General features: G+C 59.8%; 28 protein-coding genes and 1 pseudogene. 19 read left to right on the top strand and 10 right to left on the bottom strand.

Going from position 1 to position 23,880, the window contains the following annotated elements:
* Window positions 1-4: 4 nt before the first annotated feature.
* On the top strand, window positions 5-883 hold the full coding sequence (locus V6N02_RS13785) for a 50S ribosomal protein L11 methyltransferase (protein WP_371226175.1): 879 nt from the start codon (window positions 5-7) through the stop codon (window positions 881-883).
* A gap of 102 nt (window positions 884-985) precedes the next feature.
* Window positions 986-1,333 carry a hypothetical protein gene (locus V6N02_RS13780; RefSeq protein ID WP_371226174.1) on the top strand — a complete coding sequence of 116 codons (348 nt, stop codon included), beginning with the start codon at window positions 986-988 and terminating at the stop codon, window positions 1,331-1,333.
* Window positions 1,334-1,417: 84 nt separating this feature from the next.
* Here the strand turns inward: V6N02_RS13780 and V6N02_RS13775 are convergent, their stop codons facing one another.
* Window positions 1,418-1,618, bottom strand: a complete 201-nt coding sequence (locus V6N02_RS13775) for a DUF1127 domain-containing protein (RefSeq protein ID WP_371226173.1) — start codon at window positions 1,616-1,618, stop codon at window positions 1,418-1,420.
* Window positions 1,619-2,050: 432 nt separating this feature from the next.
* Here V6N02_RS13775 and ruvC point away from each other — a divergent pair, with 432 nt between their 5' ends.
* From ruvC to ruvB, 3 genes are read left to right on the top strand one after another with little or no spacing between them, the layout of a single operon-like run.
* Window positions 2,051-2,545 carry a crossover junction endodeoxyribonuclease RuvC gene (ruvC, locus tag V6N02_RS13770; RefSeq protein WP_371226172.1) on the top strand — a complete coding sequence of 165 codons (495 nt, stop codon included), beginning with the start codon at window positions 2,051-2,053 and terminating at the stop codon, window positions 2,543-2,545.
* A complete protein-coding gene (ruvA, locus tag V6N02_RS13765) occupies window positions 2,542-3,201 on the top strand; it encodes a Holliday junction branch migration protein RuvA (protein WP_371226171.1) in 660 nt (219 codons plus the stop codon). The genes ruvC and ruvA overlap by 4 nt, the downstream gene beginning before the upstream one ends.
* Before the next feature lie 3 nt (window positions 3,202-3,204).
* Window positions 3,205-4,233 carry a Holliday junction branch migration DNA helicase RuvB gene (gene ruvB, locus V6N02_RS13760; protein WP_371226170.1) on the top strand — a complete coding sequence of 343 codons (1,029 nt, stop codon included), beginning with the start codon at window positions 3,205-3,207 and terminating at the stop codon, window positions 4,231-4,233.
* 60 nt (window positions 4,234-4,293) lie between these two features.
* On the opposite strand, the gene V6N02_RS13755 is transcribed toward ruvB, so the two are convergent.
* The 4 genes and pseudogenes from V6N02_RS13755 to V6N02_RS13740 form a co-directional block, all read right to left on the bottom strand.
* Complete coding sequence (locus V6N02_RS13755; protein WP_371226169.1) at window positions 4,294-4,554, bottom strand: DUF6525 family protein; 261 nt, start codon at window positions 4,552-4,554, stop codon at window positions 4,294-4,296.
* Window positions 4,551-5,186, bottom strand: coding sequence for a DUF1826 domain-containing protein (locus V6N02_RS13750; protein ID WP_371226168.1), 636 nt, complete (start codon window positions 5,184-5,186; stop codon window positions 4,551-4,553). Before V6N02_RS13750 ends, V6N02_RS13755 begins: the two co-directional genes overlap by 4 nt.
* Window positions 5,183-6,395, bottom strand: a pseudogene (locus V6N02_RS13745) (GTP-binding protein). The gene V6N02_RS13750 and the pseudogene V6N02_RS13745 overlap by 4 nt, the downstream one beginning before the upstream one ends.
* Complete coding sequence (locus V6N02_RS13740; protein WP_371226167.1) at window positions 6,392-7,480, bottom strand: CobW family GTP-binding protein; 1,089 nt, start codon at window positions 7,478-7,480, stop codon at window positions 6,392-6,394. The pseudogene V6N02_RS13745 and the gene V6N02_RS13740 overlap by 4 nt, the downstream one beginning before the upstream one ends.
* A 336-nt stretch (window positions 7,481-7,816) precedes the next feature.
* Here V6N02_RS13740 and V6N02_RS13735 point away from each other — a divergent pair, with 336 nt between their 5' ends.
* Entirely contained in the window at window positions 7,817-8,776 is a 960-nt protein-coding gene (locus V6N02_RS13735) for a hypothetical protein (protein ID WP_371226166.1), read from the top strand.
* Between the two features lie 60 nt (window positions 8,777-8,836).
* On the opposite strand, the gene V6N02_RS13730 is transcribed toward V6N02_RS13735, so the two are convergent.
* Genes V6N02_RS13730 through V6N02_RS13720 form a run of 3 tightly spaced genes read right to left on the bottom strand, consistent with a single transcriptional unit; the run spans window position 8,837 to window position 11,374 of the window.
* Window positions 8,837-9,715 (bottom strand): nickel/cobalt transporter, encoded by an 879-nt coding sequence (locus V6N02_RS13730; protein WP_371226165.1) that lies wholly within the window; start codon window positions 9,713-9,715, stop codon window positions 8,837-8,839.
* The gene (locus V6N02_RS13725) at window positions 9,706-10,350 is read right to left on the bottom strand and encodes a DUF1007 family protein (protein WP_371226164.1); all 645 of its coding nucleotides are present in this window, start codon (window positions 10,348-10,350) and stop codon (window positions 9,706-9,708) included. The genes V6N02_RS13730 and V6N02_RS13725 overlap by 10 nt, the downstream gene beginning before the upstream one ends.
* A 52-nt stretch (window positions 10,351-10,402) precedes the next feature.
* Entirely contained in the window at window positions 10,403-11,374 is a 972-nt protein-coding gene (locus V6N02_RS13720; RefSeq protein WP_371226163.1) for a zinc ABC transporter substrate-binding protein, read from the bottom strand.
* Window positions 11,375-11,430: 56 nt separating this feature from the next.
* Between V6N02_RS13720 and V6N02_RS13715 the strand changes: the two genes are divergently transcribed.
* The 6 genes from V6N02_RS13715 (at window position 11,431) to V6N02_RS13690 (ending at window position 16,483) form a co-directional block, all read left to right on the top strand.
* Window positions 11,431-11,949, top strand: a complete 519-nt coding sequence (locus V6N02_RS13715; RefSeq protein ID WP_371226162.1) for a transcriptional repressor — start codon at window positions 11,431-11,433, stop codon at window positions 11,947-11,949.
* Complete coding sequence (locus tag V6N02_RS13710) at window positions 11,946-12,698, top strand: metal ABC transporter ATP-binding protein (protein ID WP_371226161.1); 753 nt, start codon at window positions 11,946-11,948, stop codon at window positions 12,696-12,698. The genes V6N02_RS13715 and V6N02_RS13710 overlap by 4 nt, the downstream gene beginning before the upstream one ends.
* Window positions 12,698-13,492, top strand: coding sequence for an iron chelate uptake ABC transporter family permease subunit (locus V6N02_RS13705; RefSeq protein ID WP_371226160.1), 795 nt, complete (start codon window positions 12,698-12,700; stop codon window positions 13,490-13,492). Before V6N02_RS13710 ends, V6N02_RS13705 begins: the two co-directional genes overlap by 1 nt.
* A 113-nt stretch (window positions 13,493-13,605) precedes the next feature.
* Window positions 13,606-14,232 carry a hypothetical protein gene (locus V6N02_RS13700; RefSeq protein ID WP_371226159.1) on the top strand — a complete coding sequence of 209 codons (627 nt, stop codon included), beginning with the start codon at window positions 13,606-13,608 and terminating at the stop codon, window positions 14,230-14,232.
* Window positions 14,233-14,376: 144 nt separating this feature from the next.
* A complete protein-coding gene (locus V6N02_RS13695; RefSeq protein ID WP_371226158.1) occupies window positions 14,377-15,453 on the top strand; it encodes a transporter substrate-binding domain-containing protein in 1,077 nt (358 codons plus the stop codon).
* A 1-nt stretch (window position 15,454) separates the two neighbouring features.
* On the top strand, window positions 15,455-16,483 hold the full coding sequence (locus V6N02_RS13690; protein ID WP_371226157.1) for an ABC transporter substrate-binding protein: 1,029 nt from the start codon (window positions 15,455-15,457) through the stop codon (window positions 16,481-16,483).
* 21 nt (window positions 16,484-16,504) lie between these two features.
* Here V6N02_RS13690 and V6N02_RS13685 read toward each other — a convergent pair whose 3' ends face one another.
* On the bottom strand, window positions 16,505-17,356 hold the full coding sequence (locus tag V6N02_RS13685) for a glycosyltransferase family 2 protein (RefSeq protein WP_371226156.1): 852 nt from the start codon (window positions 17,354-17,356) through the stop codon (window positions 16,505-16,507).
* A gap of 22 nt (window positions 17,357-17,378) precedes the next feature.
* A complete protein-coding gene (locus tag V6N02_RS13680) occupies window positions 17,379-17,921 on the bottom strand; it encodes a polysaccharide biosynthesis C-terminal domain-containing protein (protein ID WP_371226155.1) in 543 nt (180 codons plus the stop codon).
* A gap of 383 nt (window positions 17,922-18,304) precedes the next feature.
* Between V6N02_RS13680 and ybgC the strand changes: the two genes are divergently transcribed.
* The 7 genes from ybgC to ybgF all read left to right on the top strand — a co-directional run bounded on the left by ybgC (window position 18,305) and on the right by ybgF (window position 23,843).
* Complete coding sequence (gene ybgC, locus V6N02_RS13675; protein ID WP_371226154.1) at window positions 18,305-18,694, top strand: tol-pal system-associated acyl-CoA thioesterase; 390 nt, start codon at window positions 18,305-18,307, stop codon at window positions 18,692-18,694.
* Window positions 18,695-18,808: 114 nt separating this feature from the next.
* A complete protein-coding gene (gene tolQ, locus V6N02_RS13670) occupies window positions 18,809-19,504 on the top strand; it encodes a protein TolQ (RefSeq protein ID WP_371226153.1) in 696 nt (231 codons plus the stop codon).
* 3 nt (window positions 19,505-19,507) lie between these two features.
* Window positions 19,508-19,981 (top strand): protein TolR, encoded by a 474-nt coding sequence (gene tolR / locus V6N02_RS13665; protein WP_371226152.1) that lies wholly within the window; start codon window positions 19,508-19,510, stop codon window positions 19,979-19,981.
* Between the two features lie 9 nt (window positions 19,982-19,990).
* The gene (locus V6N02_RS13660; protein WP_371226151.1) at window positions 19,991-21,091 is read left to right on the top strand and encodes an energy transducer TonB; all 1,101 of its coding nucleotides are present in this window, start codon (window positions 19,991-19,993) and stop codon (window positions 21,089-21,091) included.
* The gene (gene tolB / locus V6N02_RS13655) at window positions 21,091-22,413 is read left to right on the top strand and encodes a Tol-Pal system beta propeller repeat protein TolB (RefSeq protein ID WP_371226377.1); all 1,323 of its coding nucleotides are present in this window, start codon (window positions 21,091-21,093) and stop codon (window positions 22,411-22,413) included. Before V6N02_RS13660 ends, tolB begins: the two co-directional genes overlap by 1 nt.
* Window positions 22,414-22,489: 76 nt before the next feature.
* Window positions 22,490-22,999: a peptidoglycan-associated lipoprotein Pal gene (gene pal / locus V6N02_RS13650; protein ID WP_371226150.1), complete on the top strand. Its 510-nt coding sequence runs from the start codon at window positions 22,490-22,492 to the stop codon at window positions 22,997-22,999.
* A 13-nt stretch (window positions 23,000-23,012) separates the two neighbouring features.
* Entirely contained in the window at window positions 23,013-23,843 is an 831-nt protein-coding gene (gene ybgF / locus V6N02_RS13645; RefSeq protein ID WP_371226149.1) for a tol-pal system protein YbgF, read from the top strand.
* The last annotated feature ends 37 nt before the right edge of the window (window positions 23,844-23,880 follow it).

The raw sequence follows: 23,880 nt of genomic DNA, 5'->3' as shown, positions 1-23,880 counted from the left end.
AACCATGGCCACTTTCACCGCCCTGACCACCGTGACCGGCAAAGCCGCAGCAGATGCTTTGGGCGAAGGCATGGAACGCCTGATCCCCGAACCCACCGGCGTGGGGGTGTTCGAGCTGGAAGATGGCTCGGGCCTGTGGGAAGTGGGCGGCTATTTTGAAGGTCCCCCGGACGAGGCCGGGCTGGCCCTGCTGGTCGCCCTGCATGGCGCGAAACCCTTCGTGGTGTCCGAACTGCCCGAAACCGATTGGGTGGCCAAGGTCAAACGCGAGCTGACCCCGGTCGAGGCCGGGCGCTTCTTTGTCTATGGCAGCCATGATGCCGATAAGGTGCCCGAGGGGGCGGAAGGATTGCTGATCGAGGCGTCGATGGCCTTTGGCACCGGGCATCATGGCACCACGCTGGGCTGCCTGCGTGCGCTGGACCGGCTGATCGGCGAAGGGTTCGCGGCCACCAGTGTGCTGGATCTGGGCTGTGGTACGGCCGTTCTGGCCATGGCGGCGGCGCGCACCTGGCCCTGCACCACGCTGGCCAGCGATATTGACGAGGTGGCGGTGGACGTGGCGCGCGCCAACGTGGCGGCCAATGGGCTGACGGGGCGTATCGCCTGTGTCGAGGCCGCAGGCTTCGATCATCCCGATCTGGCCAAGGCCGCACCCTATGACCTGATCTTTGCCAATATCCTGAAAGGGCCACTGATCGAACTGGCGGGTGACGTTACGTCACACCTGAAACCGGGTGGACAGGTGATTCTGTCGGGGATTCTCAACGAGCAAGCTGACGAGATTGTGGCGGTTTATACACGCTCAGGAAACAGTCTGCATCACCGCGAAGAGATTGGTGAATGGACGACGCTAATCCTCTCGAAAAACTTTGAAAAATAGAGGAAAATCAGCAAATTTGAGGCAACTGCCCAAGTTTCGCCACATTTCAAATCTAGCGTGATTCCGATCTTGGTGGGGGCCAGGTGAATCAAGGACGCTGCTATGAGCAACGCATATCAGGGCTTCGACAAACGGCTGCTTCGGATCAGCCGCAAGCGGGCCAAGCTGTTAAATGGCTATACAAGCCAGGTCGGCAAAGATGGTCTGATCGTGTTTCGGCCCAGCCGTCGTGCATCGCGTGGCTTCCCCCTCAAGGGGCTTCTGATCCTTGCTATTGGTTTCTTCTGCTTCAAGGGCCTTCTTCTGGCACACTTGGGCGAACAGGTATTTACCGCGCGCGTAGATCTTCTCGCAACCGGTTCGGTGGTTGAACAGGCGGGTGCATTCATGATGCAGGCCGACCCGATCAGCCAGGGCATTGCCCAACAAGTACGTCCCTTTGTAAAGTAACGATTAAGACACTCAGGAAAACAAAAAAACCCTGCATCGGTTTGCTCCCGATGCAGGGTTTTTCTTTTGCAGCAGTCGCCCGGCTCAGAGGCCGTTGACAACCGAGTCAATGTCGCCGCGGCACAGGCCGATATCGTCCAGTTCACGATCCGACAATTTTGCCAGGGCGGCGCGGGTTGCGCGGGCGTCATTCCATGCGGCGATGGTGCCGATGGTGTTTGCATAGAGGGTGCCGACGAAGCCGGTGGGGGCGGCGTAGGCGCGGGTGGTGTCGATAACAGCCATTGTTTCATTCCTTGTTCGGTCGGGGCCATGCGGCAGCCCGATTGCGTTATGAACTGCATCTAGGACGCGCCCTTCGGCTGGACAAGCGGGGATTATTGCATAGGCCCTATGCAATTTCTGCATATCTGAATATTTTGTATAACCTATTGATTTATAATTATTTATATAGGAATCCCTTGCCTTTCTTCCGCCATAATCTGTGGCGGAAATGCCGCGAATTGTACCGATTGGTCAAATCGCTGCTCTCGCAATCCTCTTGGCGTTTGTTCTTGTTTCGTGCTAAAGCGTTTTGAGAGCAGGTTGGATCACAACTTGATTTCGAAACGCCCACAACATCGATAGGGCCTGAGCGTTTCGAATTATTGTCGTGATTCAACAATAATTCGAAACGCTTTAGGCGTTGAAAAACAGGCAACAGAGCAGGGCCATGGCATGAGGGTGATGGGCATCGACCCCGGGTTACGCAACCTCGGATGGGGGGTGATTGACGTCGCGGGCAACCGGCTCAGCCATGTGGCCAATGGCGTGTGCAAATCAGCGGGCACCGACCTTGCGGCGCGGCTGCTGTCTCTGCATCAACAACTCAGCGACGTGCTGGCACAGTTTCAGCCCGACACCGCCGGGGTTGAGCATACATTCGTGAACAAAGACGGTGCGGCCACCCTGAAACTGGGGCAGGCGCGCGGCATCGCCATGCTGGTGCCTGCGCAATTCGGTCTCAGCATCGGGGAATATGCGCCCAATACCGTGAAAAAGACCGTCGTGGGGGTGGGCCATGCGGATAAAAACCAGATCGCGCATATGGTGAAGGTTCAGCTTCCGGGCGTGCAACTGGCTGGTCCGGATGCAGCCGATGCCCTGGCGATTGCCATTTGCCACGCCTTTCACGCCAAATCGGTGCAGGCCATGGAACGGGTGCGCGCATGATCGGGCGGCTGGCCGGGCGGATTGATTACCGCGCCGAGGATCACGTTCTGCTGGATGTGCGCGGGGTGGGTTATCTGGTTTATTGCTCGGAACGCACGATGGCCGCGCTGCCCTCGGTGGGCGAGCATACCGCGCTTTATACCGACCTTCTGGTGCGCGAAGACAATCTGCAGCTTTTTGGCTTCACCACCCTGATCGAAAAAGAATGGCACCGGCTTCTGATGTCCATCCAAGGCATCGGCGCTAAGGCCTCGCTGGCGATCCTGGGCACCTTGGGCCCCGAAGGCGTGGGGCGCGCGATTGCGCTGGGCGATTGGAACTCGGTCAAGGCCGCCAAGGGCATCGGCCCCAAAACCGCCCAACGCGTTGTGAATGAATTGAAAGACAAGGCCCCCGCCGTGATGGCCATGGGAACCGCTGCTCCGCCCCCTCCTGCCGAGGACGGCGACGTGATCGAACCCACACCAACGCCCGTCGCCCCCGCGCCCATGGCCGGGTCGGGCGCACAGGCCGAGGCATTGTCGGCCCTCACCAATCTGGGCTATGCCCCGGGCGAGGCGGCAGGTGCCGTGGCGCAGGCGGCGGGCGACACCCCCGAGGCCGACACCGCCGCGTTGATCCGCGCCGCTCTCAAGCTGTTGGCCCCAAAGGGATAACCCATGTCCGAGCCTGACCCGACATTGCGCGCCGATCCCCTGCCAGAGGACACGGATCGCTCTTTGCGCCCGCAGGTTCTGGACGAATTCATCGGCCAGGAAGAGGCCCGCGCGAACCTCAAGGTCTTTATCCAATCCGCCCGCCAACGCGGCGAGGCGATGGATCACACCCTGTTCCACGGCCCCCCCGGCCTGGGCAAGACCACCCTGGCCCAGATCATGGCCAAGGAACTCGGCGTCGGCTTCCGCATGACCTCCGGCCCGGTGCTGGCCAAGGCCGGCGATCTGGCGGCGATCCTCACCAACTTGGAAGCCAATGATGTTCTCTTCATCGACGAGATTCACCGCCTGAATCCGGCGGTCGAAGAGGTGCTCTATCCCGCGATGGAGGATTTTGAGCTGGATCTGGTGATCGGCGAAGGCCCCGCCGCGCGCACTGTCCGGATCGAGTTGCAGCCCTTCACGCTGGTCGGCGCGACCACCCGTCTGGGTCTGCTGACCACGCCCCTGCGCGACCGGTTCGGCATACCAACCCGCCTGCAATTCTATACCGAGGACGAACTGCACGAGATCGTCACCCGCAATGCCGCCCTGCTCAATATCCCCACCGAAGATCACGGCGCGCGCGAAATCGCCAAACGCTCGCGCGGCACGCCCCGCATTGCCGGGCGTCTGCTGCGCCGGGTGGTGGATTTCGCCGTGGTCGAAGGCGGCGGCAGTATTTCCAAGGCGCTGGCCGACAGTTCGCTCACCCGTCTGGGGGTGGATCAACTGGGGCTGGACGGGGCCGACCGCCGCTATCTGCGCCTGATCGCCGAGGCCTATCAAGGCGGCCCCGTGGGGATCGAAACGCTCAGCGCCGCGCTATCCGAAAGCCGCGACGCACTGGAAGAGGTGATTGAACCCTTCCTGCTGCAACAAGGCCTGATTCAACGCACCCCGCGCGGGCGCATGCTGGCGCAACGCGGCTGGACGCATCTTGGCATGGCGGCCCCTACCCCCAAGGGGCAATCGGACCTGTTCGAGGGATAGACCGGATACTCAAAATAGGAATCCAACCGACTCCCCCAATGCCGAGAACTTTTGGCGGGCTTATAGTGACGCCTTGATCTGCATGCTGTCGCGTTGCAAGGCACGTTGCTCGATTTGGGTCAGGCGGGCCATGGCCTGGGTGGGCGACAATCCCTCGCGCCGGGCCTTTCGCCAGATTTTGACGCAGGATCGCGGTGACCAGGGCAGCGCGGCCGTGCTCAGCCAAACGCGAAGCTCCGGCGGCAGGGTATCGAACAGGCGCATCGGATCGTCACTGCGCCGCCGCCGCTTGAGACTGGTCGCGCCAAGATTGCTGTTCATATCTCATCCTCCGGATCACTGACCGGATCGAGGACCAGCACAAACCGCGTCTCGCCCGTGCCTTCAATCGGAGGGGAGCGGTGGAGAAGACCGGAAGGCGGATCGCTTGGCCATAGCGTTCCGCGTAAGATCATGGGCATGCCCGTCGCAACCGTGTAGACGCGTGCCGGGTCGGACCCATCTGTCGATATGCCATATTGCGTGCCGGTGCCGCGATGGGTGCAGATCAGCCGGGCGGTAACCGCGTCGATATGGAACTTTCGGCAGGCATTCGTGGTGACGACCTCAAGCCGCAGCCGCAGATAACGCGCCTTTGTCATGTCTGCAAAAAGATCGGCCAACATCGCGATGTCGTCGATCAGCATCGCGCGCCCATCACAGTCGGGCATCTCGACAGCATTGCACAGCTCGGCAACGGCTTGGCGCACGTCATCCGGCCGCAGGATCACCCTTGCCTTGGGGAAACGCTTTGGCTCCAACTCCTCCAGAAAGGATTGCAGAACCGGTGTTGGCGACCGACGCCAGATCGCGGCGGCGCAGCCCGGTTTGTGGATGACGCTCAAGTCTTCTGCCGTCTCCGCGATCCCGACGCCGACCGCCGCGTCCCTGAGAACCTTGCGTTGCAAACTCATGCGGCCGCCTCCGCGCGGCGCCAGATCGGAAACGGGTCTGGCAGATCAGGCAGCGCATCGGGGCCGGGCGCAAGGTGGCTGGGTGCAAGAGCGGCATCAAGCCGCGCTTTCAGCTTGGCCCAGTCGATGTCCGACCCAATAAAGACAATCTCTTGTCGCCGGTCCCCCCCAAGGTTCGGACCAATGATTGGCCATGTAAGCCTGCACACTCTCATGATCGGGCCATCGCTCTTTCGGGACCGAGGCCCACCATGTTCCAATCGGAGACACGCTGGACAAGGCGCCCGCCAGGGAAAACTCTGCCACCCACTCCGGACGGGTGGCGATCCAGAAATGCCCTTTGGCGCGGATCACACCGGGCATCTCGCCATTGAGCACGGCCATGATCTTTTCCGGCTCAAAGGGTTGACGCGCGCGGTACACATAAGACGCCACACCATATTCCTCGGTCTCGGGGACATGATCGGCAAAGCCATACAGTTCCTTGGCCCACATCGGGTGTTCATGCGCCTTGTCCAGATCGAAAAGCCCGGTGTCGAGGATGGCGTCGGCAGGCACATCCGAGAAATCCGTCTGGATGATCCGCGCATCGGCATTGAGGCTTCGGATGATCTTGCCAGCGGCTTGGACCTGTTCAGGCGTTGCGACGCTCACCTTGTTGAGGATCACAACATCCGCAAACTCGATCTGGTCGGTCAGCAGGTGAACCAGCGTGCGCTCGTCCTCTTCGCCCATCGTTTCGCCCCTGTCCCGCAGGAAATCGTGGCTGGCGTAGTCCTTGAGCAGGTTCACGGCGTCGACAACAGTGACCATTGTATCCAGCCGGGCGACGTCTGACAGGCTCTCGCCATTCTCATCACGAAAATCAAACGTCGTGGCGACGGGCAAAGGCTCGGAAATGCCGGTAGATTCGATCAACAGATAGTCGAACCGGTCCTCACCCGCGAGGCGGCGCACCTCGATCAGAAGATCATCGCGCAAGGTGCAGCAGATGCAGCCGTTCGACATCTCAACCAGCGTTTCATCCGTCCTGCTGAGATCGGTTTCGGCGCGCACGAGATCAGCATCGATATTGACCTCGGACATATCGTTGACAATGACTGCAACCCGGCGTCCGTCACGATTGTTCAGGATACGGTTGAGCAGCGTGGTTTTACCGGCACCTAAAAAGCCGGACAGAACAGTGACGGGAAGGCGGGGATCGTTCATGTGGCAAGCGCTTTCTTGCTATCGGTGGGAAGGTCTATGTCGGGCTGGGTGGCCCTCAGCATGTCGAAGCTGCGTTGGAGTTCCGGACGCGTGATATCTTTCGCGATCACCACGATCCGCGAGCGGGTATCGCCACCCGGCCAGTCGCGCAGTTGTACCGGCGGATCAAAGATGTGCTGCACGCCATGAAAGACAAAAGGTCTCTTATCCCCTTTCAGGAACACAAGGCCCTTGACGCGTAGGATATCGGGCCCTTTCAGGCCGATCAGCGTATCGAGCCAGAGATCGAAAGCAGCGTCCGGCAAGGGGTGGTCCAGCACGATGGACACCGATTGAATGCGCGTGTCATGCGGTGAAAAAGCCGGGGTTTTGGGCGTTGGCGCGAGACCGGAAAGATTGGCCAGGGGATCAGGCTTTGCCGGGGCCAGCCAGTCCAGCGCCTGCTTGGCCTTGATATCGCGCCGCAGACCGCTGAGGCCGAACAGGCTCTGTGCGGGCAGCTTGCCGTGGTTCGCTGGCAGGATGCGCGCCGTCGGATTGAGGCTGCGCAGGCGATCTTGAAAATCTGCGGCCTCCGCCTTTGTGACCAGGTCGGTCTTGCTCACAACGATCAGGTCGGCCATGGCCACCTGCGACACGGCTTCAAATTGCGCATCAAGCGTGGCCGGTCCTGCGGCGGCATCCGCCAGCGTGATCACGCCATCCATACGCAAAGTCGACGCCAATGCCGGGTCGACAAGCAGCGTTTGCAGGATGGGGGCAGGATCGGCGAGGCCGGTGGTTTCGATCACGACCCGATCAAAGGCGACAGCACCCGACTCTCGCCGCGCCAGCAGATCGGCCGTGGTCTTGGACAAATCCCCCCGGATCGAGCAGCACAGGCATCCTGACTGCATCAGAACAACGTCTTCCTCTGACGTCTCGATCAGATCGTGGTCCAGCGCTGCCTCGCCAAACTCATTGACGATCACGGCGATATGCCCTGCCGATGCGTCCTGCAGAATGGCATTCAACAGTGTCGTTTTTCCGGCACCAAGAAAGCCTGTCAGCAGGGTTACGGGAAGGCGTGGGTCTTTGTTGATCATCGGTGTTGGGCCTAGTGATAAGAATTGAAATGTTATGACATAACGTTATTGGATTGCAAGATGGGGATTGCGCATACGGCCCTGAATTTTGCGGAAAGGATGCAAAAGTGGATCAAAGCAGCCTTCCGCGGGCGGATTCTTGCCAACGCACGGTCTGGCCTCTCGCGCCATGTTCAGACGCCCGGTCACAAATGCGTATCAGGGGCAGATGTGATCCCGCATCCCCTTACATGAAATACGTGTTTCGACTATGAATCGGGGTGGGCGGCGCGCAGATGCCCGTCCAGCGCGTGTTAATCTTGGCCGGGCGCGCCGTCCCGGCTGGTAAGGGGTCAAATGGGCAAGACGAACAGGATACTGGCGTGGATTCTCAGCGGAACGCTTAGCCTTGGAACCGCAGGGGCCGCGAAAGCCTGTGCCTTTCACGGGTACACACCCAATCCAACGCTCATAGATATCCTTTTGGCAACCGAACAGGTCGTGATCGCACGCCCTGCACCGTCAGACCCGAACCGCTACATGCCACTTGAAACGCTCGCTGGCCCTGACGTTCAGGATATTCCGATCCGTATGACCCCAACAACGCGCGCCTTGCTCAACGGCAAACCGTCATCGACCGTGTTGCTGGCCCGGGACGGGTCTTACGGGCCATGGTTGGAGATCGCCATCCTGGACGAAACCTATCGCGCGTTCGTCAGCCAGGTCCTGCACCGACAGTCAGAGTTGCTTTTGGGGGGCGATAAGAAACGGTTCCGGCTTTTTGCTGAACTCCTGAACGATCAAAACCCCGATATCCGCCGTCTGGCTTTACAAGAGTTGGACCGCGCGCCTTACGGTGCCCTCAAAAGCTTGCGGCTGCCAAGGGTTCAAAATCTCCGGCAGGACCTCGAGACCGGCGATGAGGATTTGATGCCCATTCGCGTCCTGCTGGCAGGCCTCTCGAAAGACCGCAGCTTGACCCCTTATCTGTCATCAGAACTGGACGCGGCAATCCAGCGCGAAGTGCCCTACATGGGCGCCTATGCGACCGCCATGATCGAGTTGGAAGGGCGGGCGGCCGTTCAGGATATTCTCGACCGCCATTTGAAGGCTGACGGCCTGTCGGCGACGACCCGGGAACGGCTTCTGCAGGCTCTGGCCATTCAGTACAAGACCGCGTCAGGATCTACGCGGCGCGCCATCGCACGCGGGGTTGCCGACCTCTTACGCACCTCCCCCGAACTGGGAGATATCGCAGCCCGTCAGTTCGGCTTTCAAAGCCGTTCCGGATTGGCAGAGCTTCAGCCTGACCGATAAGCCCGCCTTCTACGCGCGCTTGTTCCTCGGTATGATTTGATCTTTCCCGGCAACGTGCTTTTAGCCCAAAAGGGTCAACAGGCTGAACATGATGATCAGGCCCCCGCCGAAGATGTGAAAAAGCGCAGATAGTCGTAAGGCGCTTTCCGATCCGGCACCTTGGCCGACCAGTGCAAACCGGCGCGCCAGCGTCCCACCACCCGCCACGATCAGGTTGAACGACGCCGTGCCCAATCCCATGGCCAGAACCGCAAGGCATCCTGCCGCAAACGCGTCAAACCGCGCGGCAATGACCAGCACGAACAAGGCCCCGGTACAGGGGCGGATCGCGATGCTGGCGATCAGGGCCAGCGCGTCCCGAAACGTTTCCAGCGACGTGACATCCTGCACCGACGGACCATGCGAGTGGCCGCATCCGCAGGAGTGGCTGTCACTCTTCACTGTTGCCAGCCTGCCGAACGCGCGCAGGCCCCGCCAGATCAGAAGCGCGCCTATCGCGCCAATGGCCACAAGGCTGAGCGGTGCAAGCCAGGTTTCCGTCAGGTCTGCCGCGTCTCCTGCGCCGATCCGCACGCCGAACACCAATATGCCGACCAGCAGGATCGCCGTGACGGATTGTGCAAGGCTGGATGCCAGGGTGAGAACCGCCAGCCGCCGGAATGTCGCGCCGCTTGCAAAAGCCGCGCCACCCAACAACACTTTGCCATGCCCCGGGCCGATCGCATGAACGATGCCGTACGCCGCTGTCGCGCTGCAAAGCAACCACAGCGCCCGCGGCTCTCCGTCCCGGATGGCGCGCAAGGCCCGCGCCATGGCATTCTGAAACTCGCGCTGCTGCGCCGCGGCCCATTGCGACAGCTCGAACCACGGTACCAACGCCCACAGAAGAAACCCTGCGGCCAAAACAACAGCACCGGGTACAATCCAGCTTAGTCGCACGACAGCACCACTTCGTCGGAAAACAGCCGCCCGACATTGGCTTGTTCCGGGGTTTCTTCACGGGACAGGGTGCCAAGCGTGATCAGCAGATCACTGGTGACGGCATCGGGCTCAAAGGCATGAAGCGATGTTTCGCAGGGCGCGGGCAAAGATTGCTGCCCGGTGGTTTCGACGACCGAATAGGCGTAATAGTAATTGGGGTCATAGACCCTGAGAACAACTTCCTGGCCCGGCACTTGGACAGGCTCTGCAAGGGGCAGGTCGAACCGGACGGTGATCTGGTCGTCGCGATACACGGCCTCGGCATCAACCGGTTTGAGATGCGGATGCACCTTTTTGTTCACCTCAAGATAGATATCGCCCACGTAATCGTCCGCCCATTCGGTTTCACCCCGCAGGATGGCGGCGTAGTCCTCGTCGTTCAGTTCGCCATCCCCGTCGCGATCAAGGTCAAGCACGTCGAACAGAAAAAGCGTGGTGAACGGATCGTAGGTCCAGGAGATCTCAAGGCCGGTCAGCAAACCATCCTCGTTGACGTGAAAGCCGGTTTTGGTATCGACAAAGATATGCGGATGCGCCGAGGCTGGCCCATAGGCCAGCGCAAGCATCATCAAGAGGGCAAAGCGATACCGCATAAAAAACCACCTTCTTTCACCGATGGTTCACGCTGCCATGCGGATCACAGCTTCACAAGCATTCTGCGAGCGAGTTGGCAAGGTTTCGCAGAAGTTGCGGATAGAATTCGGGACCCAGTTCGATATCCGCACCAAGCGGGTCAAGCACCGCTGTTCTGGCCTCGGTCCCGTCCATCACGGTTGCCACCAGGTTTTGATTGAACTGCGGCTCGGACAGAACGCAGGCGATGCCCTCATCGGCAATGCGCCCCTGAATTTCCGCGATGCGGGCCGGGCTGGGGTCCGACGCGTCAGACAGCGAGATCGCACCGGAGGCCGGAAAATCAAACGCGGTTTCAAAATATTGGTAGGCATCGTGGAACACCACAAAGCTCTCGCCTCGCACCGGATCCAGCGTGGCGCTGACCTCGTCGGACAGCGCGGTCAGTTCTTCAATGCCAGCGGCAGCGTTGGCATAGTAACCCCCCGCATTGTCAGGATCAGCAGCAGACAGCGCGGCCGCGATGACGTTCAGCCAAACGGCCGCATTTTCAGGTGAAAGCCAGGCATGGGGATCATGTTCGCCATGGGCGTGGCCATCGTGATCTTCCTCATGGGCGTGGTCGTCATGTTCGTGCTCATGATCATCGTGGTCCTCGTGTTCATCGCCATGATCATGTGCCTCAAACAGCGCGCTCTCACGAAACGCCAGCCGGGTCGCGCCCTCCGCGTCAAGCAACGCGATCACCGCTGCATCTTCGGTCAGGGTATCAATCGCGCCTTCCATCCACGGGGTCAGGTCCTCTCCGATCCAGAACACCAGATCGGCCTCTTGCAGGGCACCGGCCTCGGACGGGCGCAGGCTGTATTCATGCGGGCTGGCCCCCTGTGCGATCACAAGCTCAGGCGTGCCCAAGCCCTCCATCACGCGCGCCACGAGCGAATGAACCGGGGCGATATCAGTGGCCACGCCCGGCACATCGGCAAGCGCGGTGCTGCCGATCAGTGTCGCGACTGCACCAACGGAAAACAGCTTTCTGGACATCGGAGTCTCCATGTGATTGTATAACGTTACATACCCGATAACTGAAATGCTATAACATGACAAGTGACAGCGCCAAGAACGCGGATCCCAAAACCGATGCGCTCGGCTTCGAGCAGCACGATCATCACGTCTGTGTGCAAGACGGCATGGCCGCGGCCGAGACCCGCTGCGCAAAGGAAAACCTGCGATTCACCCCGGTGCGCCGGAAGACGCTTGAAATCCTGCTTCAGGAGCATCGTGCTCTTGGCGCCTACGAGGTTCTGGACCGTCTGCGGGAAGAGGGGTTCGGCTCGCAACCCCCCGTGGCCTACCGCGCCTTGGAGTTCCTCGTGGCGAATGGATTTGTCCACAAGATCGAGAAACTGAACGCCTTTGTCGCCTGCGCGAATCCCGGAAGCGCACATTCGCCCGCCTTCATGATCTGCCGCGAATGTGACTCGGTGGCCGAAACGCAGTCGATGCCCGCGCGCGGGGCACTGGGCGATGCGGCCAAGGCGGCGGGTTTCGTGATCGAGAAAACGGTGGTCGAGGCCGAAGGCCTGTGCCCCACCTGCGTCGACAAGGCCACCCCATGACCCTGATCTCTGTCGAACAGCTCAGCGTCAGCTATGGCGCGCATCGCGCATTGCATGATGTCAGCCTCGTCGTGCAGCCAAACGAGATCGTCACCGTGGTCGGCCCGAACGGGTCAGGCAAGACGACCCTGTTGCGCGCCATCGTTGGTGCAATACCCGCCGCGCAGGGGTCGGTGGTGAAAAAACCGGGCCTGCGGATCGGCTATGTGCCCCAGCGCCTGCATGTCGATCCGACATTGCCGATCACTGTGGCGCGGTTTCTGGGCCTGCCGTACGGCACCAACAAGGACACGGCTGCCGCCGCTCTGGAGCGCGCCGGTGTGCCGGATATCGCCTCCCGGCAGATGTCCCAGCTGTCCGGCGGCCAATTGCAAAGGGTTTTGCTGGCCCGTGCATTGGCCAACAGCCCTGACCTGCTGCTGTTGGACGAACCGACACAAGGGCTGGATCAGCCAGCCTCTGCCGCCTTTTATCGCCTGATAGAAGACGTGCGCCGCGAAACGGGATGCTCTGTGCTCATGATCAGCCATGAATTGCATGTGGTCATGGCGGCCTCGGACCGGGTTATCTGTCTCAATGGTCACGTCTGCTGTCAGGGTTCGCCCGACATCGTGTCATCGGCGCCCGAGTATCGCGCGCTGTTCGGAAGCGGTACCGGTGGCGCCCTCGCCCTTTACCGGCATGATCACGACCATACGCATGATCACGGCTGTGATCATGACCATTCTTCCAAAGAGGCCGCCGAGTAATGCTGGATGATTTCATGATGCGGGCCACTCTGGCGGGCGTCGGTGTGGCCTTCGCCGCAGCCCCGCTGGGCAGTTTCGTGGTCTGGCGGCGCATGGCGTATTTCGGCGATGCCACGGCCCATGCCGCGATCCTGGGGGTTGCGTTATCCCTGGCCTTGTCGATGTCGATCTTCGTTGGCGCTGTCGCGGTTGCCCTGATCATGGCTTTGACCGTCTCGGCCTTGTCCGGGCGCGGCTATGCCATGGACACGCTGCTTGGCGTTCTGGCCCATTCCGCGCTGGCATTCGGCCTAGTGGCGGTGTCTTTCCTGTCCGGCATTCGCATTGACCTGATGGCCTATCTGTTCGGCGATATTCTGTCGGTCTCGCGCGGGGACCTGGTGGTCATCTGGGGCGGGGCAGCCCTTGTGGTCAGCCTGATCGTCTGGCGGTGGCAGGGCTTGCTGACCGCCACGCTGAACGAAGACCTTGCCTATTCCTGCGGGATTGATCCCAAGCGGGAAAAGCTGGTTCTGACCCTGGCGCTGGCAATCACGGTGGCTGTCGCCATCAAGGTTGTCGGCGTGTTGCTGATCGCGGCGCTGCTGATCATCCCCGCCGCCGCCGCCCGACCCCTGTCGCGCACACCCGAAGGCATGGCTGTGACCGCTGCGATCATCGGCGCTGGCTCGGCCATCGTCGGTCTCAGAACAGCATATGTGTTCGATACGCCAGCCGGTCCCACAATCGTATGCATCGCGGCCGTTTGCTTTGCGGCGGCAAGCATGCTGGGAGGGGTCAAGCGCCTGCACTGACCGCCTTGCCAGACATGTACAAAATGGGAAATTCGCACTTGGAACTTGCCCCATTTTGTACAAAACGCAGAGGATACGTCTTCTGAACGTCTTTTGCTTTTGCGGAGCCACCCATGACACCTGACCAGATCGAAGCCTTGTTCACCCGTTCGGATGGCGCATTTGCCTGTGCCCGGTGGGGGCGGCCGATCGCACCGATTGTCTTCGGGGTTGATGATGCAACACTGGAAATCGTCAAAGGCGCGATCGAGGCGGTGGTAACGCTGGCAAATCACCAGATGGCAGAAACCGATCCTGAACTGGGTGCCAATCTGATGATGTTTTTCTTCCTCGATTGGGATGAGTTGACCGAGGTGCCCGATCTTAACCGTCTGGTCCCTGATCTGGTCCCGTTGGTGGACAAGTTGAAGACGCAAGGTGCTAATCAATATAGGTTTTTTCGCTTTGATGAGAGCGGCGCGATCAAGGCCAGTTTTGTCTTTCTGCGCATGGATGAAGAACTGAGCGCTGTACCCGCCGAGACACTCGCACTTAGCCAGATCGTGCAGACCATCCTGCTTTGGTCGGACATGGCGTTCCGGGATGCTTCGCCGCTGGCCGCGGTGCCCGGAAGCGATATGGTGATTCTGCGTCCCGACATCGCCGGGGTCATCCGTGCCGCCTATGATCCGGTTCTACCGCCCCTTGCCCAAGACCCGGCCCATGCGCTGAGATTGTCAGCGCGTCTGGCGCAGACCTGATTTGCCGAGCGGATTCAATGATATGACCCTATTTCGCACGGGGTCAGGGGGCTGGCACGCAATGTATAGCCCACAAAATATGCCATATCGCTTGACCTAAACTACTATATTCGCGTTATTTCCCGTAATCTGGGGAGATTGTTGATGCGGACCACCATCGCTGGCTGGCTTGTGCTTGCCGTTGCTCTATTCGTGACACCTGCTTCCGCCGCCACCTGCGGCGGCACTTACACCGTCAAGCGTGGTGAAAGCTTGTCCCTGATCGCTGACGCCCTGTACAGCAACGCGGGCATGTGGACGGTGATCCACTCTAACAACCTGAATAAGATCGGCGACAACCCCAATGCGATCCGCGTGGGTATGACCCTGTCGATAAGCTGTGTTGACGGGCGTCCTGCCGGGCTTCAGGGCGGGAGCGAACTGGCATCCACCCGCGTCTCGCAACCCATTGCGACAGGAGGCAACACCGCTGCGACACGCCCGAAGATCAACCTGATGACCGGCAGCGATTACGCCCCGTTCAGTGACCGCGATCTTCCCAATGGCGGGCTGCTGACGGACGTCGTCAACGCGGCGATGGCGCAGGCCGCACCCGAGGCAGGTTATGCGATCCACTGGGTTGAAGGTTGGGATTCACATTTGGAGCCGCTCTTGTCTAACGCCTTGCTGGACATGGGTTTTCCATGGATCCAACCCGACTGCGCGGCGACGCCGGATGAATATCGCTGTGCCAATTTCCTGTTTTCGGACCCGATGTTTGAAATGCTGATGCTGCTGTTCACGCGCAAGTCTGATCCGATCCCATTCACGCAAGACAGTGATGTGCACGGCAAGACACTTTGCCGCCCGACTGGCTATGCGGTGCATCAACTGGACCGGCCCGACCGGCGCTGGCTGAGCGACAATCTGATCGAGTTCAAACAACCCCGTTCGGTGGCCGATTGCTTTACCATGTTGGTCGCCGGGGAGGTGGACGCTGTGGTGCTGAACGAATTCACCGGCCGCACCGTGATCAAGGAGCTTGGAATCAAGGATCAGGTCGAGATCGTCAGCGCCCGCCCGCTGGCCATAGAAGGGCTGCATGTGTTGATTCACAAGACCCATCCGCAAGCCGAGCAAATGCTTGAGACGATCAACGCGGGTCTGCGCGGGATCAAGCAGAATGGCAACTATCAGCAGATCATTGACACCCACATGACCCGCATCTGGGCCGAGTTCTAGAATGGCACTTCGCGTATGGATACAAGGGCTGGCTCTCTCTCTGGCGCTTGGACTGCCGGGGGCGGCCCGTGCCCTGTGCGATGTGACTTACAAGATTCAGCCCGGCGATACGCTGTTTTCGGTGGCGGAATTCCACTATGGCGACCGCGAGAAGTGGACGCTGATTTACTATTCAAATCAAGGCGTTCTGAGCGGCGTTGAGCAGGTGTCGGTGGGGCAGGATGTCTATATCCCATGCCCTGCGCAGAGCATTGAGCCCGACGCCACGCCCTTGCAACAAACCGTCAGCGCCGAGATGACGCTGCTGACCGGCAGCAACTATGCCCCTTTTGCTGACAAAAGCTGGCCCGGTGAAGGGCTGGCGACCGAGTTGGTCAACGCCGCGCTGGAGATGAGCCCGTCACCAGTTCCTTACGCAATTGCGTGGGAGGATGACTGGGGCAAGCATCTGTTCCCGCTGCTGGACGAAAAGACCTATGACATGGGGTTCCCGTGGATCCGGCCTGATTGCGATACTGATACCGGCAACCAGATGTGCGCCAGTTTCCACTTTTCCGAGCCGTTGATGGACCTGCCCATGATGCTGTTCAAGCGGCAGGGGGGCAGTTTCAATTACGAAACGGATTCCGATGTTCTGGGCAAGACCCTATGCCGCCCGGCGGGTTACTCCACGCATGATCTGGATCGGGCGGACCGGCGCTGGCTCACCGAGGGGGCGATCACTCTGGTGCAGCCTGACAGCCCCGAAGCCTGTTTCGAGGCGCTGATGGCGGGCGACGTGGATGCGGTAACGGTGAATGTGTTTCTTGGGGCGACCAAGATCGTGGCGATGGGCCTGCGCGGACGGGCAGTGCCGATCGACCTGCCGCTCAGCCGAGAAAAGCTGCATGTGATCATCTCGAAAACCCATTGGCGGGGGACGACGCATCTCTACCGCCTCAACGCGGGCCTAGCCGAATTGCGCGACAGCGGGCGCTATAACGAGATCGTCTCGCGCCATCTTGAGATTTTCTGGGATCAACTGAAGTAACAGGCGAGCCGACATCACGCTTTAACGGGTGAAATTCGGGTCCATTCCTGCGTTGTAAGCCAGGATATCCTGCAAGTATCGAAAGCCGTGCCGTATTTGCTGGGCAAACCTCGGCGGGTCCTGCTGCATCAGTTCCCAGCATGGTTTTTGCGGAACATTAGTGGAAGGACCGATCTCCAACTGCAGTCCGGCGGGCCAATGCTGGACAGATTTGTGCATCTTTTCCAGGTAGGGGATCGGGGCCGGAGCCCAGTTCTGCTTGTCCCGCCAATTGGCCCGGAAATGCAGACAGGTCGGATCGGCCACAATTCCGACAACGCCAGGCCCGTGCCCGTCGAGTATCTTGCGCCAGAGATGCCAGTCTCCGTTTCTCTCTTGGTCTTCGGGCCAGCCTCCGACCTCATCATGACAATCTCGCCGATAGACCACCGTTGTCGCGGGCAGGACATTCCTCCGGGTCATGAACTGACGATAGATGGGGGGATACTTCAGGTTCACGTAGGACGGAAAAATCGTGCCCTCATCATTGATCCATAAAGGGCGGCTATAGGCGATGCGAAATTGCCGGTTCTGGTCAAACAGATGCGCCATCCGCTCAAGGTGATCCAGAAGATACAAGTTGTCATGGCCCAAAAACGCGATCAAATCCCCTGTCGCTTCGGCCAGGGCGAGATTGCGGTTCGCATAACCAAAGCCGGGTGCTTTGGGCAGATCAAACCAGCGAATGCGCGTATCGTTGAAGCTGCCGACGACATCGCCGGTGTGATCGGTACAGCCGTCTCCGACTACCAAAAGCTCGAACTTGTCGTATGTCTGGGCCAGTACCGAATGGATCGCATATTCAAGAACTTCAGGCCGATTATGGGTTGGCAAAAGGACTGAAAACACTGCCACTTTACCAGCCCGATGCCGCGCCAAAGCTGTAGGGGATCAGGTCGGTGTCGATCGGCAACCGGAATTTATCGGGGTCTTCCAGATCGTATTCCATGGTCGGAAGGTTGAGCATCAACACATCGCTGGTTCCGACATTGTGGTCTGCATGCCAGACATTGGCAGGAATTCTAAGCATCGCCGGCCTGTTTCCGGACAGTACCAGTTTGAAAATCTGCCCACAGGTTTTGCTTTCCGGGCGCACATCGTAAAGAACCACCAAAAGATCCCCGCTCAGAATAAAATACCTGTCATCGTGCAGTTTATGCAACGCCCATCCCTTCACGAGGCCTGGCCGAACTGACACGGTATAGACTTGCTCAATCGGTGTGTCAGGCTCGTCCGAGTTTCGTAACACTTCCATCAGTGACCCGCGATCATCCATCCGCACTGCCGCATAGCGCAGTTCGGCGCCTTCCGGCAGTATCACGTCTGGGGCGTCATTGCGCAGCCGTGCGGGGCCGTCTTTCGTAGCGGCGGCCAGAGTTTCTTCAAGCAGGTTGGTCATCTTGCCCTCATCCACTGTTACGCGCGCTTCCGCCTTTGAATACACCGGGCTCGGCGAGAGGGTCAAACGCTAAACGCCTATTTATACTGTGAGTTTTTCTTGAACTGGTGGATGCGCGCCTTGTGCAGTTATCGGTCAGCTGGCCACCCGCTTATCGGGTTCTCTCGCCCCTTTTCGTCTTTTCATCAAGGCGATTTTGATCCGACGCACTGCCGATGGGCTGTTCTGAACTCAGCCCTTTCGTCGGAAGGAAAGGAGGTGTGCTTTGGGCGGCACCGCAGGCTTGGGCATTGGATATGCTGTCGTTAAGAGCAATCATTCACGGCGTCTTCTCCCTCAAATGAATATTGCTTGCTGCGTTGTTGAAAGCTAAGGCTTAATCCATGATTCACAGCTTTCCGATCCGCGTCTATTATGAAGATACCGACATGGCGGGCATCGTCTATTATGCCAATTACCTCAAATACATAGAACGCGCGCGCAGTGATTGGGTGCGCGATATCGGGGTTGATCAAAACGCCATGCGTGAGGAGGACGGGGTGGTTTTTGCCGTGCGCCGGGTTGAGGCCGATTACCACGCACCGGCCAAGTTCGATGACGAACTTGAGGTGCGCACGACCGTGCAGACCGTGACAGGTGCCCGGCTGATCATGGTGCAAAACCTTTATCGCGCGGATACCTTGCTGTTCGAGGCCGTCGTGACATTGGTATGTGTGAATGACGCCGGACAGCCCGCCCGTTTACCGGCAAATATCCGCCGGACCGTCCATTAAAGCACGCTTTTTGCCGCGTATGACGCGATCGTGTTGGCTTTCCCCTTGGAAATAGGCTAATTTAAGACGCAATAAGGCCGCAACGCACCGGCCAACATAAAACGAGCAGGCAGAATGGAAGCAGAAACTCTGGCTTTGGCACAGGAGATGGAATTCTCCATGTGGGCGCTATTCGCACGCGCAACCTTTATCGTGAAACTTGTGATGCTGATGCTGATCGCGGCCTCTTTCTGGGCCTGGGCGATCATCATTCAGAAAATCATCACCTATCGCAAGGCGCAGAAAGAGGCCGAGATCTTTGACCGGCGGTTCTGGTCAGGTGAACCTCTGGACGAGCTGTTTGATGAGATCGGCACCGATCCGGCGGGGCAATCCGAACGGGTTTTTGCCGCCGGCATGATGGAATGGCGACGCAGCCATCGCAATGACGGCGGTCTGATCGCCGGGGCGACAGCGCGGATTGATCGCTCGATGGATGTGGCCATCGCCAAGGAATCCGAGGACCTGCAAAGTGGCCTGTCGGTTCTGGCCACGGTTGGCTCGGTCGCGCCGTTCGTGGGCCTGTTCGGCACAGTCTGGGGCATCATGAACGCCTTTATCGAGATCGCCGAGCAACAGAACACCAACCTTGCCGTTGTCGCCCCCGGTATTGCCGAGGCGCTTCTGGCGACGGGGCTTGGCCTTTTGGCCGCGATCCCGGCGGTGGTGTTTTACAACAAGCTCAGCGCCGATAGTGACCGGATCGTCGCGTCTTACGAGGCGTTCGCGGACGAGTTTGCCACCATCCTTTCCCGCCAGTTGGATTCCTAGGCCATGGGTGCCGGAGTCGTCCAGAAAACGGGTGAGGGCGGTCGCCGCCGCAGGGGGCGGGGCCGATCCCGCCCGATGTCGGAGATTAACGTCACGCCCTTTGTCGACGTGATGCTGGTGTTGTTGATCATCTTCATGGTCGCTGCCCCGTTGATGACCGTCGGTGTGCCTGTGGAACTGCCGAAAACTGCGGCCAATGCGTTGCCGGGTGAAGAGGAAGAACCGCTGACGGTGACAGTCACCGCCGATGGCGTTGTGATGATCCAGACCACCGAGATCGAGCGCGCGCAACTGGTCAACCGCCTGCGCGCCATCGCCACGGAACGTGACAGCACGCGGGTGTTCCTGCGCGCAGATGGCACCGTGCCTTATGCCGAGGTGATGCAGGTCATGGGCGCGCTGAACCGGGGTGGTTTTGCCAATATCGGTCTGGTCACTGACGCTGGCGGCCCCGAGCTTGACGAGCAGGACGGGTGAACCGGGCAGATGATGATCCCGCCTCTCAATACAGGGCAAATCGTTTCCGGGGCCGGCCATATCGGCGTGATCGGCTGGGCGTTGTTTGGCGGGGTTTTCTCGTCCGAACCGCTGCCTTTTGAGGTGACCGAGGTGATGGCGATATCCTCTGAGGAATACGCTGCCCTTGTTGCGCGTCAGGACAGTCCTGATGCGGCGTCTGATATCGTTACCCCGGATGCACCCGAAATCGAAGATGCCACGCCTGATATGGCCGCCACGCCGGATGATCCACCCGAGGTGACCCAGCCGGATGTGGCCGAGGCGACCGAACCTGACGCGGTTCCCGATGTGCCCCAACCAGCGCCGGACACCGAAGTGGCGGATGAACCGCCGGTGCTTGAAACGCCATCCGAGGACATGGCGGTCTTGTTGCCCGAACCCGATATCCGTCCACAGCCGCGCCCGGCGCCCCGTGTTGCCCCCGAACCCGTGGCACAGCCCGATCCGGACGTGGCGATTGACGATGTCGTGCAGGAAGAAACCACGCCGTCCGAGGATGCCGGCACGGTTCAGGAAGACACTGAAGCGACCTCACCCGAAGAGGCGACAACCGAGATCGTGACCGAGGCCGATGAAGTGGCTCAGGCTGCCCCCAGCCGCTCGGTCCGCCCGCAAACGCGCCCTCAGCGCGCGGCCCAACCTGAACCCTCTGAGGACACGACACCCAGCAATGATGCGGTGAATGACGCCTTGGCCGAGGCCTTGGGCACAGATGGCACCGACACAAACCCCGAACCGACTGGTCCGCCTTTGACGAGCGGTGAAAAAGACGCCCTGCGGGTAGCTGTCGAGCAGTGCTGGAATGTGGGTTCCTTAAGTTCCGAGGCGTTGAATACCACCGTGGTCGTGGGTGTGAAAATGTCCGAGGATGGCAAGCCGCAGACCAACTCGATCCAGATGCTCAGCTCGTCCGGTGGCAGCGGTGCAGCAGCACAACAGGCCTACGAGGCCGCCCGGCGCGCGATTATCCGCTGCGGCGCCCGGGGCTATGACCTGCCAGTTGAGAAGTATGATCGCTGGCGTGATATTGAAATGACCTTCAATCCTGAGAAGATGAGGATCAAATGATGGTACGTGTACTGACCCTTTTGCTGGCCCTGAGTATCTGGTGCCTGCCTGCTATCGCACAGGATGGTGGGCCTTTGAGGATTGAAATCACCGAAGGTGTGATCGAACCACTGCCCTTTGCGGTGCCCGATTTTGTCGGCGACGGTGCGGCGGCAAGTGATCTGGGACGACAAATTTCCGACGTGATTGCCGCCGATCTGACCGGCACGGGGCTGTTCCGTGAAATCCCCCCTGATGCGTTCATCAGCCAGATCACCAGCTTTGCCAGCCCGGTGCAATATGCCGACTGGAAAGCGATCAATGCGCAGGCGTTGATCAGCGGCGCGGTCAGTTTGGATGCTGGTGGGCAGGTGATCGTACAGTTCCGTATCTATGATGTGTTTTCCGGGCAGGAACTGGGTCAGGGCCTGCAGCTGGTTGGCACGCAGGAAGGCTGGCGGCGGATTGCCCACAAGGTGGCCGATCAAGTTTATTCGCGCATCACCGGTGAGGCACCGTACTTTGACAGCCGCGTCGTGTTTGTCGCTGAAAGCGGCCCCAAGGATGCCCGCCAGAAACGCCTTGCGATCATGGATTATGACGGCGCCAACGTGAAATATCTGACCGACAGCGCCTCGATCGTGCTGGCCCCGCGCTTCTCGCCCACGGGCGACCGCGTGCTTTACACCAGCTATGAAACCGGCTTCCCGCGCATCTACGTGCTGGATGTGGCCAATGTCGGTCGCCGGGTGCTGGAAAATCAGGAAGGCACGATGAGTTTTGCACCCCGCTTTGCGCCGAATGGGCAAACCGTGGTCTATTCGCTCAGCACCGGGGGCAACACCGACCTTTACACCATGGATCTGGCCAGTGGTGCCAGCACGCGGTTGACCTCGGCCCCGTCGATTGAGACGGCTCCGAGTTATAGCCCCGACGGCAGCCAGATCGTGTTTGAAAGCGACCGCTCGGGCACGCCGCAGCTTTATATCATGCCTGCGGGTGGCGGCGAAGCGCGCCGGATCAGTGGTGGCAATGGCCGCTATGGCACGCCGGTTTGGTCGCCGCGTGGCGATCTGATCGCCTTTACCAAGCAATCCAAGGGGCGGTTCCATATCGGCGTGATGCGTCTTGATGGCAGTGAAGAACGCCTGTTGACGGCATCGTTTCTGGATGAGGGGCCGACATGGGCCCCGAATGGCCGGGTGATCATGTTCACGCGTGAAACCCAAGGGGAACAAGGCCGCGCCAGCCTTTATTCGGTGGATATCACCGGGCGCAACCTGCGTCAGGTGTCCACGCAGACCGGGGCCAGTGACCCGGCCTGGTCACCCTTGCAGAAATAGGTGCGAAGCGGTGTTAAGATATGTTAAAACAACGTCAAGAGCAGATGAGTAAAACAACAATGAGTGGGGCAACTCCATGAAACTGACAACAAAGATTACAATGCTATGTGCAGGTCTTGCGCTGGCCGCCTGTACCAATCCGGACCGGTTTGATGACACCAACGATGTGAACCTGAACGGTGGGGCCGGCGTTGTTGCCGGATCGGCCAATGATCCGACATCGCCTGCCTATTTCCAGCAAACCATTGGTGATCGCGTGTTGTTCGCGGTGGATCAATCCACCCTGACGGCCCTGGGCCAGTCCACCCTTGATGGACAGGCGACATGGCTGACCAACAACCCGGAATATACCGCCCTGATCGAAGGTCATGCCGACGAACAAGGGACCCGCCAGTATAACCTGGCGCTGGGCGCACGCCGCGCCAATGCGGTACAGGAATATCTGAACAGTCGGGGTGTGCCTGCCAACCGCATGAAAGTGGTCAGCTATGGCAAGGAACGCCCGATCGAGATTTGCAGCGAAGAAGCCTGCTACGCCAAGAACCGCCGCGCTGTAACGGTCGTGTCGGTCGTGCCGACCAGCTAAGAAAGAACGTAAAATGCGCCGGTTTTTCAGTTTACTCGTTGTTGTTGGATTGAGCTTGCCCGCCATGGGGCAGGCGCAATCCTCGGACCAGACATTGGCCGATATCCGGCAGGAAATGTCGGTGCTTTACGTCGAAATACAGCGCCTGAACCGTGAGCTGTCGACCACCGGTTCGGCCGGTACCGCGACTGCGGGTGGGTCGTTGATTGACCGGGTCAATGCGATTGAAAGCGAATTGCAGCGCCTGACCGCCCAAACCGAGCAGCTGGATCTGCGCATTCAAAGCGTGGTCAAGGACGGCACCAACCGCCTTGGCGATCTTGAGTTTCGCCTGTGCGAGCTTGAAGCCGATTGCGATCTGGGACAGCTGAGCGAAGGCACGACGCTGGGCGGGGTCGAGGTAACCACTGACGTTGGCACCACCATCGGGCAGACCACCGAACAACCTGATGTGCAGATGGCCGTCGGCGAAGAGGCCGATTTCAACCAAGCGGAAGAAGCGCTGGCCGCCGGCAATTGGGCCGAGGCCGCACAGTTGTTCGAGACGTTCCGCCAGAACTATCCCGGTGGCCCGCTGACCGATAAAGCAGGCATCATGCGTGGTGATGCTCTGGAAGGGGCGGGCGATCTGACTGGGGCGGCACGCGCCTATCTTGATGTGTTCAGCACAGCACCCGAAGGGCCAATGGCCCCCGATGCGCTTTACAATCTGGGCCGCAGCCTTGGAGCCTTGGGCCAGACCGACGAGGCTTGCGTGACTCTGGGTGAGGTTGGTCAACGGTTCCCCAACTCGGATGCCGTGCTTGAGGCGCAATCGGCGATGGCCAACCTGAGCTGCCCGTGACGGCGGATTCCGCTAATCTGATCTCCACTCTCGACGC

Source organism: Roseovarius conchicola (assembly GCF_041403425.1).
Lineage (GTDB): Bacteria > Pseudomonadota > Alphaproteobacteria > Rhodobacterales > Rhodobacteraceae > Roseovarius > Roseovarius conchicola.
Note: the sequence above shows the minus strand (reverse complement) of the source record. Positions and strands in the feature narration are given on the sequence as shown.

Excerpts from the sequence above, each read along its gene's own strand:
- V6N02_RS13725 (WP_371226164.1), bottom strand. The coding sequence starts at position 10,350 with ATGCGGTATCGCTTTGCCCTCTTGATGATGCTTGCGCTGGCCTATGGG.
- V6N02_RS13785 (WP_371226175.1), top strand. The coding sequence starts at position 5 with ATGGCCACTTTCACCGCCCTGACCACCGTGACCGGCAAAGCCGCAGCA.
- V6N02_RS13710 (WP_371226161.1), top strand. The coding sequence starts at position 11,946 with ATGACCCTGATCTCTGTCGAACAGCTCAGCGTCAGCTATGGCGCGCAT.
- V6N02_RS13720 (WP_371226163.1), bottom strand. The coding sequence starts at position 11,374 with ATGTCCAGAAAGCTGTTTTCCGTTGGTGCAGTCGCGACACTGATCGGC.
- ruvC (WP_371226172.1), top strand. The coding sequence starts at position 2,051 with ATGAGGGTGATGGGCATCGACCCCGGGTTACGCAACCTCGGATGGGGG.
- V6N02_RS13695 (WP_371226158.1), top strand. The coding sequence starts at position 14,377 with ATGCGGACCACCATCGCTGGCTGGCTTGTGCTTGCCGTTGCTCTATTC.
- tolR (WP_371226152.1), top strand. The coding sequence starts at position 19,508 with ATGGGTGCCGGAGTCGTCCAGAAAACGGGTGAGGGCGGTCGCCGCCGC.
- V6N02_RS13775 (WP_371226173.1), bottom strand. The coding sequence starts at position 1,618 with ATGGCTGTTATCGACACCACCCGCGCCTACGCCGCCCCCACCGGCTTC.
- V6N02_RS13680 (WP_371226155.1), bottom strand. The coding sequence starts at position 17,921 with ATGACCAACCTGCTTGAAGAAACTCTGGCCGCCGCTACGAAAGACGGC.
- ybgC (WP_371226154.1), top strand. The coding sequence starts at position 18,305 with ATGATTCACAGCTTTCCGATCCGCGTCTATTATGAAGATACCGACATG.
- ybgF (WP_371226149.1), top strand. The coding sequence starts at position 23,013 with ATGCGCCGGTTTTTCAGTTTACTCGTTGTTGTTGGATTGAGCTTGCCC.
- ruvB (WP_371226170.1), top strand. The coding sequence starts at position 3,205 with ATGTCCGAGCCTGACCCGACATTGCGCGCCGATCCCCTGCCAGAGGAC.
- V6N02_RS13735 (WP_371226166.1), top strand. The coding sequence starts at position 7,817 with ATGGGCAAGACGAACAGGATACTGGCGTGGATTCTCAGCGGAACGCTT.
- V6N02_RS13690 (WP_371226157.1), top strand. The coding sequence starts at position 15,455 with ATGGCACTTCGCGTATGGATACAAGGGCTGGCTCTCTCTCTGGCGCTT.
- V6N02_RS13780 (WP_371226174.1), top strand. The coding sequence starts at position 986 with ATGAGCAACGCATATCAGGGCTTCGACAAACGGCTGCTTCGGATCAGC.
- V6N02_RS13700 (WP_371226159.1), top strand. The coding sequence starts at position 13,606 with ATGACACCTGACCAGATCGAAGCCTTGTTCACCCGTTCGGATGGCGCA.
- V6N02_RS13750 (WP_371226168.1), bottom strand. The coding sequence starts at position 5,186 with ATGAGTTTGCAACGCAAGGTTCTCAGGGACGCGGCGGTCGGCGTCGGG.
- ruvA (WP_371226171.1), top strand. The coding sequence starts at position 2,542 with ATGATCGGGCGGCTGGCCGGGCGGATTGATTACCGCGCCGAGGATCAC.
- V6N02_RS13715 (WP_371226162.1), top strand. The coding sequence starts at position 11,431 with ATGACAAGTGACAGCGCCAAGAACGCGGATCCCAAAACCGATGCGCTC.
- tolB (WP_371226377.1), top strand. The coding sequence starts at position 21,091 with ATGGTACGTGTACTGACCCTTTTGCTGGCCCTGAGTATCTGGTGCCTG.
- pal (WP_371226150.1), top strand. The coding sequence starts at position 22,490 with ATGAAACTGACAACAAAGATTACAATGCTATGTGCAGGTCTTGCGCTG.
- tolQ (WP_371226153.1), top strand. The coding sequence starts at position 18,809 with ATGGAAGCAGAAACTCTGGCTTTGGCACAGGAGATGGAATTCTCCATG.
- V6N02_RS13705 (WP_371226160.1), top strand. The coding sequence starts at position 12,698 with ATGCTGGATGATTTCATGATGCGGGCCACTCTGGCGGGCGTCGGTGTG.
- V6N02_RS13660 (WP_371226151.1), top strand. The coding sequence starts at position 19,991 with ATGATGATCCCGCCTCTCAATACAGGGCAAATCGTTTCCGGGGCCGGC.
- V6N02_RS13755 (WP_371226169.1), bottom strand. The coding sequence starts at position 4,554 with ATGAACAGCAATCTTGGCGCGACCAGTCTCAAGCGGCGGCGGCGCAGT.
- V6N02_RS13740 (WP_371226167.1), bottom strand. The coding sequence starts at position 7,480 with ATGATCAACAAAGACCCACGCCTTCCCGTAACCCTGCTGACAGGCTTT.